The sequence below is a fragment of the Corynebacterium ciconiae DSM 44920 genome (genome assembly GCF_030440575.1).
Taxonomy (GTDB): domain Bacteria; phylum Actinomycetota; class Actinomycetes; order Mycobacteriales; family Mycobacteriaceae; genus Corynebacterium; species Corynebacterium ciconiae.
Genome location: NZ_CP047189.1, coordinates 269,613 through 285,935, shown reverse-complemented (window position 1 = coordinate 285,935; position 16,323 = coordinate 269,613). Strand labels below are relative to the sequence as shown.

Annotated in this window: 12 protein-coding genes; 4 read left to right on the top strand and 8 right to left on the bottom strand. The window is 62.8% G+C overall.

What is annotated here, in order from left to right; translation table 11 throughout:
* The first annotated feature begins 6 nt into the window (after positions 1 to 6).
* A complete protein-coding gene (locus CCICO_RS01200; RefSeq protein WP_018018625.1) occupies positions 7 to 1,161 on the top strand; it encodes an acetoin utilization protein AcuC in 1,155 nt (384 codons plus the stop codon).
* Positions 1,162 to 1,163: 2 nt separating this feature from the next.
* Here the strand turns inward: CCICO_RS01200 and CCICO_RS01195 are convergent, their stop codons facing one another.
* From CCICO_RS01195 to CCICO_RS01175, 5 genes are all read right to left on the bottom strand, one after another.
* Positions 1,164 to 4,019 carry an FAD-binding and (Fe-S)-binding domain-containing protein gene (locus CCICO_RS01195; RefSeq protein WP_018018624.1) on the bottom strand — a complete coding sequence of 952 codons (2,856 nt, stop codon included), beginning with the start codon at positions 4,017 to 4,019 and terminating at the stop codon, positions 1,164 to 1,166.
* An 81-nt stretch (positions 4,020 to 4,100) separates the two neighbouring features.
* Positions 4,101 to 5,609 carry an L-piperidine-6-carboxylate dehydrogenase gene (amaB, locus tag CCICO_RS01190; protein WP_018018623.1) on the bottom strand — a complete coding sequence of 503 codons (1,509 nt, stop codon included), beginning with the start codon at positions 5,607 to 5,609 and terminating at the stop codon, positions 4,101 to 4,103.
* Between the two features lie 18 nt (positions 5,610 to 5,627).
* The gene (gene hglS, locus CCICO_RS01185; protein ID WP_018018622.1) at positions 5,628 to 7,022 is read right to left on the bottom strand and encodes a 2-oxoadipate dioxygenase/decarboxylase; all 1,395 of its coding nucleotides are present in this window, start codon (positions 7,020 to 7,022) and stop codon (positions 5,628 to 5,630) included.
* 8 nt (positions 7,023 to 7,030) lie between these two features.
* Positions 7,031 to 8,218 carry an NAD(P)/FAD-dependent oxidoreductase gene (locus tag CCICO_RS01180; protein ID WP_018018621.1) on the bottom strand — a complete coding sequence of 396 codons (1,188 nt, stop codon included), beginning with the start codon at positions 8,216 to 8,218 and terminating at the stop codon, positions 7,031 to 7,033.
* A gap of 93 nt (positions 8,219 to 8,311) precedes the next feature.
* Entirely contained in the window at positions 8,312 to 9,028 is a 717-nt protein-coding gene (locus CCICO_RS01175) for a GntR family transcriptional regulator (protein WP_018018620.1), read from the bottom strand.
* 196 nt (positions 9,029 to 9,224) lie between these two features.
* Between CCICO_RS01175 and CCICO_RS01170 the strand changes: the two genes are divergently transcribed.
* Complete coding sequence (locus CCICO_RS01170) at positions 9,225 to 10,730, top strand: alanine/glycine:cation symporter family protein (protein WP_244263961.1); 1,506 nt, start codon at positions 9,225 to 9,227, stop codon at positions 10,728 to 10,730.
* Between the two features lie 10 nt (positions 10,731 to 10,740).
* Positions 10,741 to 11,937 (top strand): pyridoxal phosphate-dependent aminotransferase, encoded by a 1,197-nt coding sequence (locus CCICO_RS01165; protein WP_018018618.1) that lies wholly within the window; start codon positions 10,741 to 10,743, stop codon positions 11,935 to 11,937.
* On the opposite strand, the gene CCICO_RS01160 is transcribed toward CCICO_RS01165, so the two are convergent.
* Entirely contained in the window at positions 11,880 to 12,644 is a 765-nt protein-coding gene (locus CCICO_RS01160) for an SDR family NAD(P)-dependent oxidoreductase (protein WP_018018617.1), read from the bottom strand. The genes CCICO_RS01165 and CCICO_RS01160 overlap by 58 nt on opposite strands.
* A gap of 37 nt (positions 12,645 to 12,681) precedes the next feature.
* The gene (locus tag CCICO_RS01155) at positions 12,682 to 13,890 is read right to left on the bottom strand and encodes an acyl-CoA dehydrogenase family protein (RefSeq protein WP_018018616.1); all 1,209 of its coding nucleotides are present in this window, start codon (positions 13,888 to 13,890) and stop codon (positions 12,682 to 12,684) included.
* Positions 13,891 to 14,037: 147 nt separating this feature from the next.
* Between CCICO_RS01155 and CCICO_RS01150 the strand changes: the two genes are divergently transcribed.
* Complete coding sequence (locus CCICO_RS01150) at positions 14,038 to 14,631, top strand: TetR/AcrR family transcriptional regulator (protein ID WP_018018615.1); 594 nt, start codon at positions 14,038 to 14,040, stop codon at positions 14,629 to 14,631.
* Here the strand turns inward: CCICO_RS01150 and CCICO_RS01145 are convergent.
* Entirely contained in the window at positions 14,628 to 16,208 is a 1,581-nt protein-coding gene (locus CCICO_RS01145) for a succinic semialdehyde dehydrogenase (RefSeq protein ID WP_018018614.1), read from the bottom strand. The two genes, CCICO_RS01150 and CCICO_RS01145, sit on opposite strands and share 4 nt — an antisense overlap.
* Between the last annotated feature and the right edge of the window lie 115 nt (positions 16,209 to 16,323).

The following is a 16,323-nucleotide window of genomic DNA, read 5'->3' as shown; positions in this document are numbered from 1 at the left end:
TCCGCCATGTCTCGCCCCGTGTTACTGCATTCCGACACCCTGCTGAGCTATAGCTTTGGGCCCGATCACCCCATGGGCCCCGATCGGGTGCGGCTCGCGCTGGAGTTGGCGGACTATCTGGGGATTATGGAGCTCTTCGATATCTGTGTTCCTTTACCTCAGCACCGCGCCCAGGTGCGGCGTATCCACGATCCTGATTATCTCGAAGCGCTCGGTCAGCTGGTACCCCATCCTCGCTATGGGTGGGGTACGGAAGACAATCCTCTCGCCGCTGGGATACACGAGGTGGCGCTCGATATCGCTGCCGCTTCCACCACGGCGGCGCAGCTGGTGTGGGAGGGCCAGTGCACACGGGCGGTTAATATCGCCGGCGGATTGCACCACGCCCAGCGCAATGGAATCTCTGGGTTTTGCATGCTCAACGACGCCGCCTCGGCCATAGATTGGCTCTTGGAGCATGGCGCCCAGCGGGTGGCCTATCTGGATGTCGATGCCCACCACGGCGATGGGGTGGAGCAGATGTTCTGGGATGATCCGCGGGTGCTCACGATCTCGGTGCACGAGTCTGGGCTGTATCTCTTTCCCGGTACGGGCTTCGCCGGAGATATCGGCGGGCCCCAGGCGCTGGGCACTGCGGTGAACGTGGCGCTGGAGAAGAACATCTCGGATCAGGAATGGTTGCGGGCGGTGCACGGCATCATTCCGCCGCTGTTGCAGCGCTTTCGCCCGCAGATCATCATCTCCCAGCACGGGGCCGATCCGCACCGCGCTGATCCACTCACCCACATGGAGTTATCCGTTAACGCCATGGAGATGACCGCTCGGTCAGTACGCCGCTGGGCTGATCGATACGCCCAAGGACGCTGGGTGGCCTTGGGCGGTGGAGGCTATCAGCGGGACTCGGTGGCACGAACTTGGGCGTCGCTCCTGGCCGCTGTTGCCGGGGTGGTCATCGATATGGCCACCCCCATGCCCGCCGGTTGGGATAGCGTGGTGCACCGCCACGGGGTGGTACCCACCTCCACCACGCTCGGCGATAGCTGGGCCGATCTTTCTGGGATAGACCCCACCGAGGTGATTGGCGGGCAGCGCTGCCAGGCGATGGTGGCCACCTCGAAAGCGGTGTTTCCCTATTGGGGCATCGCCGCCTACCACGGCTAGGGCTAGGTTCCTTCCAGCCCTAACGCTTCGGCGAGCACTTCGGCCAGATGGCGGGGACGCATCCCCGTGCCCTGCTCGATGTGGGTGCGACAGGAAAACCCATCGGCAATCACCGGCGCCTCCGGATCCTCAGCTTGCAGCTGGCGCACCCGTGGAAACACCTCCCGCTCCCCTAGCTGCAGTGACATCTCGGCATGGCCCCGTTCGTAACCCCAGTTACCGGCCAAACCACAGCAGCCGCTAGCCACCGATTCCTTCTTGAGACCGAGCGCGGTGTAGATCGGGGCGGCGGCATCCGGATCACCGAGGGCACGCTCGTGGCAATGGACCTGGGTGAGTGCGCGGCGCAGCGGGGCCGCAGCCTGGATATCGAGTGCGTCAAGTTCCTCGGCTATCACCTGCGCCCACGGCACCACTGCCTGCGCTAGGCGTTCGACCTGTGGGTTGTCACTGAGTTCGGTGGCCTCGTGCAGCAGCTGGGTGCTGCAGGACGGCTCGATCGTCACTACCCGCAGCCCCCGATCAAGATACTCTGCGAGGTGCGCTGCCGAATGCTCAACTACCCGGCGCGCCTGGGCCAGTTGCCCGGTGGAGTGCCAGGTAAGCCCGCAGCAGACAAAGCCGCGGGGCACGTGCACGCGGTAGCCGAGATGCTCGAGCAGGCGATACACCGCTTGGGCGGGGCCGGTATCGAGGTGGCTGCTGAAGGAGTCGGGCCATAGCACGATCTCTTTCTTCGCTTCGGTTGCCGGTCGACGACCATGAGCCCACCGCTGGATGCTGGTGGGCGCAAGATGGATCAGCGGCCGGCGGCTATCAATTCCCCCAGCCCAGGCGATCAGCCGGCCCAGGCCGGGGGCATGCAGCACAGCATCGGCGAGCCGCGCAAGCCCTGGGACCGCGTGCACAAGCCGGGCGCTCAGCGGCAGCCAGCCCATGCTGTAGTGTGCCCTCGGCCGGATCCGGCGCCGGTAATAGCCGGCGAGAAACTCCGCCTTGTACGTAGCCATATCCACATTCACGGGGCATTCCTTGGCGCAGGCCTTGCAAGACAGGCACAGATCGAGGGCCTGGTGTACCTCACGCGAGCGCATCCCGCCGCGCACCAAGGTGCCATGCAGCATCTCTGATAGCACCCGTGCTCGGCCCCTCGTAGAGTGCACCTCATCGTGAGTGAGCTGGAAGGAGGGGCACATCGCTGAGTCCATCGAGCGGCAGGCCCCCACTCCGACACAGCGGTTGATCGCATGGCGCAGCTCGCCGCGGTCTTTGGAGAAAGCGTGCACCTCGTGCAGGCTAAGCCGCTGCTGCTGCGGACTGATCCGCAATCCTGCATCGAGGGCCTCCGGCTGCACCAGCACGCCGGGGTTGCAGTGTCCTTCGGGGTCAAAGATGTGCTTGAAACGAGCAAAGAGCTCAAGCATCTGCGGGCTGTACATCACCTCGAGCAGTTCGGAGCGGGCTCGCCCATCGCCATGCTCGCCCGACAGCGAACCACCGTGGGCGGTTACCAGTTCGGCGGCCTCATGCATGAAGCTGCGGAAGGCGGCGATCCCCTCCTCGCTGTGCAGATCAAAGGAGATGCGCACGTGAATGCAGCCCTCGCCGAAGTGCCCGAAGGGAATGCCGCGCAGCCCATAGCGATCCATGAGCTCGTAGAGCCCGCGCAGGTAGGAGGCGAGGTTCTCCGGCGGCACCGCGCTGTCTTCCCAACTGGGCCAAGCCTCACCGCCATCGGGCAGCCGGGTGGCCAGGCCTGCGGAGGATTCGCGAATGCGCCATAGCTCGCCCATCTCCTGCGGATCCGACACCACCACGTGATCGATCACCTCGGCGCTCACCAGCGACCGGGCTCGCGATTCCGCCTGGGCGAGAGTCTCCCCCGTGGTCTCGCAAAAGAGCCAGCCCCCAGCCTGCTGCTTGGCGCCCACCCCTGGCAACGCAGAGCCGGCGCGCTTCTCGCCATTTTTAGCCCGCAGCGCAGCCAGCAGATCCCCGCCCATGCCCTCGATGGTGCTCACTCCCTCACGGCGCAGCCTTGGGGCGGCCGCGGCCGCATCGAACACCGTGTCATAGGCGAGCACTGCTAGTGCGGTGGCTGGGGGTGTCTCCACCAGCTTCACACGTAGCTGGGTAAACACTCCGAGTGTGCCCTCTGACCCAGCGAGCGCTTGGGCATAGTTTCCTCCCTTAGCGGGCAGAAGATAATGCAGACCATAGCCGGATACTTGGCGCGGAAACCTCCCCAGCTCTGTCTCGATCAGCTCGCGGTGTTCACGCCACAGCGCATCGATCTGCTCCTTGAGTGCTTTGTCGCTGCACTGCCCAGGCCCAAGCTGCACCTCGCGGCCGTCGGCGAGCAGCAGCGTGGCCTCCACGAGGTTATCGGCGGCGGTGCCCCACGCCACCGAATGCGAACCACATGCATTATTGGCCACCATGCCGCCAATGGTGCACCGAGAGTGAGTGGAGGGATCAGGGCCATAGCTCAACCCATAGGGTGCGACCGCTTCGCGCAGCCGATCGCACACCACCCCGGGCTCCACGAGGGCGGTGCGGGTGTCAGGATCGATCTCGAGAATGCGGGTGAGATGGCGCGAGGTATCGATGATCAACCCCTCGCCGATGGCATTTCCCGCCACCGAAGTGCCTCCCCCGCGGCTGGTCACGCTCCATCCCCGCAGCCTGGCCAGCTCCAGCGCATCGCGCACATCTGCGGCACTGCGCGGCTCCACCACCGCCGCCGGCACCCGCCGAAACACCGAGGCGTCCGAGGTATAGGCGGCGCGGGTGGTCATGTCTTGGCGCAGGCGCAACGCGTGCGCCAGGTGCGCCCAGCGGGGCGGAGTCTGCGCCATCTTTCCCTCCTTTCTCTCTTACCTGTCCCATTGTTCAGCTATAGCGTGACGACGCCACCTCGCTGGGCGCAGTCACGGGGATTAAAGGAATTTCACGCCCTGGGCCAAGGGCAACTCGCCACCATAATTGACGGTATTGGTGGCGCGACGCATATAGGCCTTCCACGCATCGGATCCGGATTCGCGACCACCACCGGTGTCCTTCTCTCCACCGAAGGCCCCACCGATCTCCGCGCCGGAGGTGCCAATATTGACGTTGGCGATACCGCAGTCCGAGCCGCCCGCCGAAAGAAACAGCTCGGCCTCGGCCTGGTCTTGGGTGAAGATCGCCGAGGATAGACCCTGCGGCACCGCGTTGTGCATCTCCAGCGCCTCCTCAAAGTCCGTGTAGGTGAGCACATACAGGATTGGGGCGAAGGTTTCGGTGCGCACCACCTCGCTTTGAGCGGGCATGCGTACCACTGCTGGTTCGACATAAAAGGACTGCTCGTTGGCGTCGACAAGCACCCGCTCGCCGCCGATGAGTATCTCCCCGCCCTCAGCCTCGGCTTGGCGCAGCGCATCCTGCATCGCGGTCATTGCTGCCTCGTTGATCAGCGGCCCCACCAACACGGACTCGTCACGGGGATCGCCGATAGTGAGGCTGCGGTAGGCCTCCACTATGGTGCCGATGAGTTCCTCGGCCACCGATTCGTGCACGATGAGTCGACGCATCGTGGTGCAGCGCTGACCCGCAGTGCCGGCCGCAGCGAAGACGATGCCACGCAGGGCCAGATCCAACCGCGCCGAAGGGGTAACGATGCCGGCATTATTACCACCCAGCTCCAGCAGGTAGCGGCCGAAACGGGCGGCTACTCGGGGCGCCACCTCGCGCCCCATGCGGGTGGAACCAGTGGCAGAGACCAGCGCCACGCGGGGATCATCCACCAATTGTTCGCCGCGCTCGGCAGCACCCAGCACTAGCTGGTGAATCTCCGGGTCTTGGTCGCAGTCCAGCACCGCGCGACGCAACAGCCCGTGCGCCCCGAGCGCAGAAAGCACGCACATCTCCGAGGGCTTCCACACCACGGTGTTGCCACACACCAAGGCGATGGCGGTATTCCACGAATACACCGCAACCGGGAAGTTGAAGGCGGAGATCACGCCTACCACTCCCACCGGATGCCAGGTTTCCATGAGCCGATGGCCGGGCCGCTCCGAGGGCATGGTCTTGCCATACAGCATCCGGGATTGCCCCACCGCGAAGTCGCAGATATCGATCATCTCCTGCACCTCGCCCTCGGCCTCCGACATGGACTTGCCCGCCTCGATCTGCACCAGAGTCGCCAGGTCTCGCTTGTGCTCCCGCAGCAGCTCGCCCCAGCGTTTCACCACCGCTCCCCGCGCCGGCGCCGGCACCTCCCGCCAACGACGAAAGGCCTTAGCGGCGTGGGCTATCGCGGCCTCGGTCTCCTCCTGGGTGCTGGCGTCCACGGCGAGCAGGTTCTCGCCTGTCAACGGGGTACGCGAGAGCAGATCGCCGCGGGTGAACTCGGTGGTGGCTCCGCAAGCTGCAAGCGCGGCGGTAGCCATATCGTGAAGAGTGGTCATGACAAGCCTTTCTCGTGCTTAGTTGGTGTGTGTAGTCAAGGACACGCCGAGGTCTCTACAGACTGCGGCGAGGGAGGCATCGTGCTGGGCGGCGTAGAGCTCCCACGGTTCGCGGATCGGGGTGCCCACAATCTCTGACAGCGTGGCGATGTCATAGTCTGTGCCCCGCTCGTCATCATTGCGCTGCCCGGCGCCCGTGAGATTCGATTGGAAGATCCCCGCCGCAGAGCGCGGCAGGAAATCCTCGTACACAATCGGCTCCGCGCGCACCACACCAGCCTCGATGAGCTCTTCGATATCCCACTGCCGGTCGCTCTCGCAGGTGCCCACCGCGCGGAAGGTGAAGTAGGCCAGCCCCCGTTCCCGCAGGCCGCGTTCGTCCCGAGGAAGATTCTCCTCCCAAACCTCGGTGGCTACCTCAACACGGGTGGCATCGGAACGCGTGCTTAAGCGGCGGTCCACCTCTGCGATCATCTCGTCATAGAGGCTGCGCCCCGCGGGAGTAAGCGCGATACCGCGCTGTTCCACCTCGCCGAAGCGCACCCGCAAGAAACCGGGCGCGATCTCGCCATCGGGGTGCCGAAACAGCCGCTGCTCATCGAGGGCTCGGAAAGAGGTTTGGCGCAGCAGGATATCGGGTCCCTCCCACCCAGGTGGCCCCTGGATCTCATCAATCATCGTGATTCCGCGGGCCTGCATGCTCTGGTAGAGATCATCGATATCTAACACCCGCGGGGTGAGATGATTGATGTGGGTTCCACGCACCCCAGCGATATCGGCGGCCACCGCCGAGATCTCCTCCAGCTCGCGATACCAAGCGTGATCGATGGCCTCCTCGCCGAGCTCGAAGGCGGCGGTGGCGCGGGCGATAAACTCCTGCGCCGGCTGCTCCTCTAGCCCTCCAGCTGCCGTGGCCCGCTCCGCCAGCGCCATGAGCTCGGCGTCAAACAAGGTGCGCGAGCCGATGAACTCCCGCACTCTTCGGCTCAGATCAGCGCTGAAGAAGCGAGGGTCATCGCTGGTGAGCATCGAAGTGAACACGCGGAAAGGATTTTTAGCGAGCTCTTCGGCATCCACGGGGCGAAAGGCCGTGGATACGACCGGCACGCTCGAGCTGGCTGCATCGCGCAGATCATAAAAACCCACCGGATACATACCAAAGGCGGCAAACAGCCGCGCCACCTGCCCCATTTCCTCGGGGCTGCCCACGCGGATAGCTCCATGCCGCTCGGCGGTTACCCGCTCAATACTGCCCAAGCGTTCAGCATCTTCGCCCATTGCGTCCATATAGCGGGCATTGACCTCCTCGGACACCTCCACCAAGGTGGTATAGGCCGGCACCTCGGTGCCGTACATATCCGACAGCGCCTGGGCGAAGCGGGCGCGGAGCTGCCATGTGTGCACAAAAGTCATGAGGCCTCCTAGATGATGTACTTTTCGATCGTGTTGATGGAATCCATTTCGAAGCGCTCCGCGGAATAGGCGTGCGCCGCCAAGAAGGACTCGGTGCCCAGCACAATGTCTGCCATGAATTCCCCAGCCGCTGGGCCTTGTAGGAACCCGTGCCCCGAAAACCCAGTGATGTAGTAGAAGCCGGGGACAATGTCCGAGGCGCCGATGATCGCGTTGCGGTCTGGGGTGTTTTCATAAAAGCCCGCCCAACCAGCCTCGAGATCAGGGGTAACCAGCTCGGGCGCGATAGCGCGGGCGGCAGCGTTGAACTCCTCCAGCCAGCAATAGGACCACTCGCGGTTAAATCCCACGTCCTCCTCATGCGAGATTCCCAACAGCAGCCCGTTGTAGTAATTGTGCATGTAGAAGGTGGTGGACAGATCCAGCGTGAAGGGCACAGTGGGATGGGCTCGGGGGCGCTGAGCGGTGAGCCCGATCATGCGCCGCACCGGATCCACGGGCAAAGGATGGCCCGCCATCTCTCCGATCGCGGCGCTCCACGCCCCGGCGGCGCAGATGACCTTCTCGGTGCGGATGACTCCGCGGTTCGTCATCACCGCATCGATCCTGCCGGCCTTCGTTTCGATCCCCTGTACCTCGGTGTGGTCCATCACCGACACCCCGAGCTCCATGGCGGCGCGGCAATAGCCATCTACCACCGCGGCGGGGCAGGCATAGCCATCCTCGGGAGAATAAGCCCCCACCACCACTTTGCTGGAATCGATGAAGGGGTTGAGCTCCGCAACTCGCTCTGGCCCAACCAAAAAGGAATCCACCCCCAATTCGTTCTGAATGCGGGTGGATTCCTCAAGATCGGCGGCCTCATCCTCGTTACGCGCAAGGAAGAGATACCCTACGCGGCTGAGTTGGATGTTGACCCCGAAGTCTTCATTAAATGAGGCAAAGGCTTCCAACGAGCGCTGCCCCAGTATGACATTCATGGGATCGGAGAAGTTCGCCCTCACCCCTCCCATGGGTTTTGCCGAAGAACCGCCACCCACACTGTGACTTTCGACGACAACGATGCCCCGCACCCCGCGCTGCGCGAGATGCCACGCGGTACTCATCCCCATGACTCCACCGCCGACAATCACGACACTGGCGAAGTCGGGCTGAATGCACGTCAACGATGGGGCAAGAGAAATCTTGACCTCCATGGCACATATCCCTTCCTTGCGGCAACAGTGACCAGTTATCGATAACCGTACTGCTGAGAATATGCCCCATCTCACACTCCGTCAAGGCCTAGATCACACCGATGGGCGTCGATAAGCGCCATCTTCGACCTTTTCTCCCGTCACAGTGCGGGCATACTCCAGGTGCGCCACCATGAGTTCCATGGCCCGCTGCACATCGCGAGTGACCACCGCATCCACAATCTCGAGATGCTCGCCGGCAGTGTCCGCCACCTTCCCACAGTCGAGCAGATTCAGATATAGCCCGTTAACGCGCGACTGGTCTCGCAGCCGCTCTACAGCCTCCACCCAGCGGCGATTGCCCGTTAGCGACACGAGATAGAGGTGAAAATGATGATCCGCCTCGAGATAATCAAACATGTCATCGCGCGTAACCGCCTTGGACAGCTCATCCGTGCGCGCAGCCAGCTCCTCGAGGCGCTTGACCTGCACAGAATCCAAACGCGAGGCAGCCACCACGCGCACCGCTTCCACCTCCACGAGGCGACGCAGCTGGTAGATCTCCCACACATCAGTGCTGTCGAGCTCCACCACCCGAAAGCCCCGATTCCGCACCAATTCCAACAGGTGACGCTCCACCAGACTCATCATCGCTTCCCGCACTGGGGAGTTGGACACATGCAATTCCTTGGCCATGGAATTGGCGGAATAGATCTGACCCACCTGCATATCCCCCCGCAACAGCAGGCGCCGAATATGTGCCTCAATCTGAGCTTTGTAGGTGGCGCCAGACTGCCCATCCTCACTGTTGAAGCGCTGTAGTTCGGACACAGTGCTCTCCTTCTTCGCCTCTCTCATCAGACGTGCGGCGGCACGTAACTTGCACCCCTCGGTTGTATATAACATACAATGAGCCTCACGTCTCTAGGCACATGCCCCTATGCAGTGAGACACAAACCAACCGTACGACACCGCGCCGCGTCGCCAGTACGGCGACGTGTGTGCATGTGAAAGGAGATTGATGGTGATGGATTACGTCACCTTGTCGGAATCGAAGTCAGTCGACAGCATTATCCAATCCGTCTTCGGCCCCATTGTGGACGTGATGGAGAAGGTAGTGTTCTACTCCATTCCCGTGGGCGAAGCCGAGCTTCCCCTCGTGGTGGTGTGGCTTCTTCTCGCAGGCCTGTTCTGCACATTCTTCCTCCGCGTACGCCCCATCCAAGATGCGGTGCAAACTCTGCGCGTGATTCGCGGCCGTTTGGCCAAAAAATCAGATCCCGGCGAGGTGACAAGTTTCCAAGCCTTCGCTACCGAGCTCGCCGGAACGGTGGGACTCGGAAATATCGCCGGTGTGGCTGTGGCCATCGGCGCCGGCGGGCCCGGCGCCTCCCTCTGGATTATCATCGCCGGCATCATCGGTATGGCAGTAAAGCTCGCCGAGGCCACCCTCTCCCAGATGTTCCGCCGCGTCAATAGCGATGGCAGCATCTCCGGCGGACCGATGTACTACCTCAGCGATGGTTTGAAGTCTGTGGGTAAACCGAAGCTCGGCAAGGTGCTGGGCATGATCTACGCCATCGGTTTTGCCATCGCCGCCTTCGGTGCGGGCAATATCTTCCAGGCCAATCAGGTGGCCTTGCACGTTATTGAGATCACCGGCGGCGAGGATAGCTTCTTCAACGGCAACGCCTGGTTGATCGGCGTGATTCTTGCTATTCCTGCCGCCATCGTGATCATTGGCGGTATTCAGTCGATCTCCAACTGGACCTCCCGCATGGTCCCGCTGATGTCTGCGCTGTACGTGCTGGGTGTTCTCACTGTGCTCGCCGTGAACTTCGGCGAGTTGGGGCATGCAATTTCCCTCATCTTCTCCGGCGCCTTCACTCCCGAGGGCGTGACCGGCGGTGTCATTGGTGTGATGGTGATCGGTATTCAGCGAGCTCTGTTCTCCAACGTTGCTGGTGTGGGTACCGCTGGTTTCGCGCACTCCGCCACCAAGAACCGTCACGCCACAGAGGAAGGACTGACCGCAGCATGGGAGCCCTTCGTGGACTCCGTGGTGGTGTGTACTCTCACCGCACTGGCCATTATCACCACCGGCCAGTACAAGAACCCCAGCGATGAGGGCGTGATGATGGCTACTAGCGCCTTCGCCACCGTCAACCACGGCTTCACCTATGTGCTCTCGGTATGCATCGTGATCTTCGCCTTCTCCACTCTGCTGTCCTATGCCTACTACGGGCAGAAGGCCGCTGGCTATGTGTTCAATAACAGCAAGAAGGCCGAGATGGCTTACAAGGTCGGCTACCTCATCATGATCGTGGTGGGCGCCGCTGTATCGCTGGACACTGTGGTGCGCTTCTCCGACGCCGCCTTCTTCTTCGTGGCCGTGCCCAATATTTTGGGCATCTACCTGCTGGCCGGCCCGCTGCGCCGCGAGATCTTCGGCTACCGCAAGGCCACTGCCGCCGGCAAGATGGAGCCTGCTCCCGAGGAGGAGCAAGTGAAAATGTTGAACAAGGATGAATAAAGGAGCTCGCATGTCCCCGTCCGCACTCCACCGCCCAGCCCAGCGCATCGCTGATCAGCGAGCCAGTTCCCTACGACCGCCGCTGGGCGCCGTTCCGGACGGGGCTGTGAGCCTCGCCCTCGGCGAACCCGATTTCCCCACTCCCGCTGCGATCGCTGAGGCCGGCATCTCTGCAGTACACAACGGGAATACCCGCTACACCGACCAGCACGGCTTGTGTGAGGTGCGCCAGGCGATCTTAGAGGATTTGCCGCGTACTCCGATCACGAGCGAGTGGAATGCTGCCGACAATATCGTGCTCACCCATGGCGCCACTGCGGGGTTAGGGGCGTTGTTCTTCGCGCTCATTAGTCCCGGCGATAAAGTGGTGATCCCCCAGCCGGCTTATTCCCTGTACGCCGACCAAGTGACTCTCGCCGGCGGCGAGGTGGTCTTTGCGGAATTCGGCCCGGATCTGCATTTTGACCGCGCTGAGCTGGAGCGGGTGCTGCCCGGCGCGCGCATGATCATCTTCTCTAACCCGTCGAATCCCACGGGCATCGTTCACCGCCGAGAGGAGTTGGACATGCTCGCCGAGCTCACCGCGGGCACCGACACTCTGGTGGTGGCGGATGAGGCCTATAGCTCGCTTACCTACACTGAGCAGCCCTTTAGCAGCGCCCTCGAGGTGGCTGAGCTGCGGGAGCGGCTGCTCTATGTGCAAACCTTCTCTAAGAAGTACTGCATGACGGGATGGCGCTTGGGCTATGTGGCTGGCCCGGCAGCGGCGATCTCGGCAATCGGCCAATTCCACCGCACCTTCAATGGCTCGATCTCACACGCTACCCAGCTGGCGGGCGCAGCGGCGATGCGGCTGCCAGAGGCGGAGCTGGAGCCGATCCATAGGGCTTTTGCTTCTCGACGCAATCTCGTGGCCCAAGAACTGGACTCCATCGAGGGCGTGACCCTCTTCCCACCGGAAGGCGCATTCTATGCCTTCTTCCGCTATGGCGCCCCACTGCCTTCTGCCCAAGTGGCCGAGGAGCTCGCCGAGCGCGGGGTGATCGTGCGAGCAGGTGCCGAGTATGGCCCCAGCGGGGAGAGCCATATTCGGATTTCCTTCGCGGCCTCGGAGGAGGATCTCCGCCGCGGCCTAGGCATTATTCGGGATTACTTTGGGGGCATCCGCAAGGACCCGTCCAAACGGATGGTTTCTCCATTGAGGTAGTCATTACTCACGATGCTCTCGACCAGCGCGGCATATTCCGCTGGGCGTGCCATGCGCGCCGGCAGCGGAACCCGCGCTTCGAGTTCTTCTTGGACCGCATCGGGCATCGCGGCCATCATCGGGGTGGCCACCACCCCAGGGGCAATGGCGTTGACACGAATGCCGTTGCGGGCGAGATCCCTCGCGGCGGTGAGGGTGAGGGCGTGAACGCCTCCCTTCGAGGCGGCATAGGCCGCCTGACCGATCTGGCCTTCAAAGGCAGCCACTGAGGCAGTCATGATGATCACGCCGCGGATGCCGTCCTCGTTCACCGGCTCCTGCTCAGCCATCGCGGCCGCGGCCGCAGCCAGCATGGAGAAGGTGCCGCACAGGTTGATGTTGACCACCGTCGAGAACAGCTTTGGGTCATGCGCCCCGTTGCGGCCCACGATGCGCTTGGACGGCGCAATGCCCGCGCAGGTTACCACGACCCGAATATCGCCCAGCTGGGCGGCGCGGTCCACCGCGGCACTCACCTGCTCTGGGTGGGTCACATCCACCGGAATATAGTGCACTCCTTGCGGTGATTGCTCGAGGGCGTCGATGGCGGCGGGAAGATCACACACCACTACGGTCATTCCCTGCTCGCGCAGGTGCTGGGCGGTAGCCGCCCCGAGGCCCGAGGCCCCTCCAGTGATGATGGCGACGCTGCCGGGTTGAATCTGCATAGATGCTCCTTAGATGCTGCAGGGTTAGTGCCGGGGATTACACGAAGGCAGAGATACCGGTAACGGCGCGGCCGACAATGAGGGAGTTGATCTCGTAGGTGCCCTCATAGGTGTAGAGAATCTCGGCGTCGCCGAGGAGCTTGGACACCTCATGCTCGGTGAGGATGCCATTGCCGCCGCCGATAGCGCGGGCGAGTTGTGCTGATTCCCGCGCCAACCGGGTGCCGGTGGCCTTGACGAGGGCCGCATGGGGCATATCGAATCCGCCTTCCTCCTGCAGCCGCGCGATGGAGGCCATCATGGACAAGGTCGCGGTGGCGTTGCCGAGGATGCGGGTGAGTTGTTCCTGCACCAGTTGGAATGCGGCGATGGGCTTGCCAAACTGTTCGCGCTTGAGCGCGATCTCTCGGGCCCGATCGAACATGGCCAGCTGGATGCCTGCGGCTTGCCAGCCCACCCAGGCACGGGAGTTGCGCAGCATCTCATTGGTGGCGGCAAAAGACTCCGCCCCAGGAATCAATGCACCTTCGGGAACTTCCACGTCGGTGAAGACCAGATCTGCGTTTTGCATGATGCGCAACCCCATCTTGCGCGCAATCTTTGTTCGCTTTATTCCCGGTTGGTCGAGCTCCACCACAAAGCCCTTCACTTGCCCATCAGCCACGTCGCGGGCGAACACAATGGCGAAGTCCGCGAAGGTAGCGCCACCGATCCAGCGCTTCGCGCCATTGAGTACCCAGCCGGAAGCCGTGCGTTCTGCGCTCAGCGCAAGCCCACCCGCAATATCGGAGCCGTGCTCCGGCTCGGTGAGGGCAAAACAGCCGACCTTGTCGAAGCGGCGCAGCCCTGGCAGCCATGTGGATTTCTGCTCCTCAGAACCCAGTTGGTTGATGAGATCCACCACCAGCTCGTTATGAATACCCACCAGTGCCGACAGCGACACATCGGCGCGGGTCACCTCGGCATAGGCCAGACCCCGGAACAGCCGTGAGGCGCCAGAGAATTCCAGTTCGCCCAGTCCGTGCTCGGCAAGCAATGGGAGCAGCTCGAAGGGTAGTTCCTCTCGATCCCAGTATTCGCCCACCACGGGACGGACGCGAGTTTGGAGAACATCGTGCAGCTGGGCCAGGCGGGCGCGTTCTGGCTCGCTGAGCATGCTGGCCACACCGAGAATATCGGCATCGGGTACATGCGCCTTCGCTAGCAGGGCGGGATCGGTGGGGAGTCCGGCGTGAGAGTGGGACATGGGGTGCTCCTAAGATGAATCAAGGACGAAAACCACGAGACACAATGTGCTCTGGACCACAGAGTACGGTTTACTCACGGATTGTACAGTTGTTGTGTGGAATGTACAGCCCCTGAGCCTTTGACCTTGCGCAAGAAAGCCCCATCCATGACACGCACTACCCCCACCGCCGCCTCGCTCACCCCGCGTCAGCGCGAGCTGTTTTCCACCCTGCGCGAGGAGTTTCTCGCCCACGGTTTCGCCGGTTTCACTATCGACCACGCGGTGCGTACCCTGCATTGCTCGAAATCCACCATGTATGCGGTGGGCCGCACTCGGGATGAGATCATTCGCCGAGTGCTCGTAAGCTTCTTTCGGGACGTGGCCGAGTACACGGAGGCGGCTATTGCGGACGCGGGGAGTCGTCGACAAGCATTAGAGCGCTACTTCAACGCGATGTCCGAGGCATTACAGCCCGCCTCCCAGGCATTCATGCACGATATGTCCACCCTCCCCGTGGCAGCCGAGGTATATGTGACCAATACCCGCGCAGCCACCGCCACCATCCAGCGCCTCATCACCGAAGGCATGGAGGCTGGGGAATTCCGCGAGGTACCCGCGTCCTTCCTCGCCACCCTCATCGAGACCACCATGACCCACATCCAGGCCGGGGAATACGCCCACACGCTGCCCATTCAAGACACCTATCAAGTGCTCGGCGGAATCATCGTGCACGGTATCGACGCCGAAGCCCGCCCCTAGGGGAGAAAACGCAGTGTCTTGCCCACACGCAGCGCCGCAGCCATGATTGCCGCATAGCCGCGGCGCGGTAGCCGCTGCGGGCCCCGGATCGACATCCACCGCTGCTCAGTGACGTTTTGAGAGGCCGTGTACTTCACAATGCCCTCGCGGCCATGGCGATGCGCCAGACCGGAATCCTTGCGCCCGCCCATGGGGGTATCGATCGCAGCCCACGCAGTGGTGTAGCCATCGTTGATCGCCACCGAGCCCGACTCCACGTGCGGGGCAAGTGCCCACGCGGTTGCGGGCGCGGCACACACGCTGGCATTGAGCCCATAACGGGTGTCATTCGCCCGCTCGATCGCCTCCTGCGCGGTATCGACAGCCTCAAGATACACCACAGGCCCGAAGACCTCCTCGCGTCGCAGCCGAGCCTGTTCGGGCACACCAGCAAGCACGGTGGGCTCGTAGAAATAGGGACCCAGATCTGGGCGCGCCCGCCCACCGGTGAGCACTTGGGCGCCGTGGGCGCGAGCATCATCCACGAAGGAGCGCACCGTCTCCAGCTGCTGCGCCGAAGCCAATGAGCCCATGCCCGCGCCCCATTCAAAGCCATTCACCAGGGAAATCTCTTTCACCTTCTGCACAAACGCCTCGCGGAACTGGTCAAAGAGTCGTCTGTCCACGTAGATCCGCTCGATAGAGACACACAGCTGGCCCGAATTACTAAAGCAGCCATCGACGGCAACCCGCGCCGCCGCAGCACAATCGGCATCCGCGGCGACGATCATCGGATTCTTACCCCCGAGTTCCGCCGAATAACCGATCAGCCGGCGCCCTGCTGTAGCTCCCAGCAGCGCCCCAGTGGCACTCGAACCGGTGAACATAAGATAGTCACACTGCTCCGCCACAGCCGCACCGACAACCGTGCCGGAGCCGGTGACGATCTGCACTAGTTCGCGCGGGAGTCCGGCGTCGAAAAGCAATCGATAGGCGAGCAACGCCGTAAAGGGCGTGGCACTATCGGGCTTGAGCACCACAGCATTACCGGCCAAAAGGGCAGGAATGGCATCGCCTATGCCGAGGGACAGCGGATAATTCCACGGACTGATCTGGCCCACCACCCCGTGCGGATGGTGATACTGCATGGAGCGCGACAGCACCGGCACAGCACCGCGGCGCCGCTGCGGGGCTAGGAATTTCTCGGCATGCCGAGCGTAGTAACGGGCATTGGTGGCCACGTCCATGACCTCATCGAAGGCCGAGGCACGGTTCTTTCCCGTCTCGAGCTGCACAATATCGCAGAGCAGATCACGGTGGCGCAGTAGCCGATCGTGGAAGTTGTTCACAATAGCCCGCCGCCGCGCCCACGACTCTTCGCGCCACTGCAGTTGAGCGCTGCGGGCCCGCTCGAATGCACGGGCCACGTCCTCGTTCGTGCCCGCCATCACCCAGCCGATTTCCTCGCCAGTGAAGGGGGCCTGCACGGATATGCGCTCACCTTCAGTTTCGCCCGAGCGGGCGGGTTCACTGAGGCCACGAAGGGTTGCGGCGAAGTCGGTGGGCAAGGGGCCGAGTCGAAGGCGTTGAGGCATCATGCCTCGGACAGTACCAAGCCCCTAGGCAGCAGCGGGGCCCGAGACCCTTCCCCGCACACACCCCGTGAGTACATTTTTCGCCGAAACCGTACCCATACGGGCTATCTTCGCTACA

Bases quoted from the DNA above. Each gene is read 5' to 3' on its own strand.
- CCICO_RS01200 (WP_018018625.1), top strand. From the start codon at position 7: ATGTCTCGCCCCGTGTTACTGCATTCCGACACCCTGCTGAGCTATAGC.
- CCICO_RS01195 (WP_018018624.1), bottom strand. From the start codon at position 4,019: ATGGCGCAGACTCCGCCCCGCTGGGCGCACCTGGCGCACGCGTTGCGC.
- amaB (WP_018018623.1), bottom strand. From the start codon at position 5,609: ATGACCACTCTTCACGATATGGCTACCGCCGCGCTTGCAGCTTGCGGA.
- hglS (WP_018018622.1), bottom strand. From the start codon at position 7,022: ATGACTTTTGTGCACACATGGCAGCTCCGCGCCCGCTTCGCCCAGGCG.
- CCICO_RS01180 (WP_018018621.1), bottom strand. From the start codon at position 8,218: ATGGAGGTCAAGATTTCTCTTGCCCCATCGTTGACGTGCATTCAGCCC.
- CCICO_RS01170 (WP_244263961.1), top strand. From the start codon at position 9,225: ATGGATTACGTCACCTTGTCGGAATCGAAGTCAGTCGACAGCATTATC.
- CCICO_RS01165 (WP_018018618.1), top strand. From the start codon at position 10,741: ATGTCCCCGTCCGCACTCCACCGCCCAGCCCAGCGCATCGCTGATCAG.
- CCICO_RS01160 (WP_018018617.1), bottom strand. From the start codon at position 12,644: ATGCAGATTCAACCCGGCAGCGTCGCCATCATCACTGGAGGGGCCTCG.
- CCICO_RS01155 (WP_018018616.1), bottom strand. From the start codon at position 13,890: ATGTCCCACTCTCACGCCGGACTCCCCACCGATCCCGCCCTGCTAGCG.
- CCICO_RS01150 (WP_018018615.1), top strand. From the start codon at position 14,038: ATGACACGCACTACCCCCACCGCCGCCTCGCTCACCCCGCGTCAGCGC.
- CCICO_RS01145 (WP_018018614.1), bottom strand. From the start codon at position 16,208: ATGATGCCTCAACGCCTTCGACTCGGCCCCTTGCCCACCGACTTCGCC.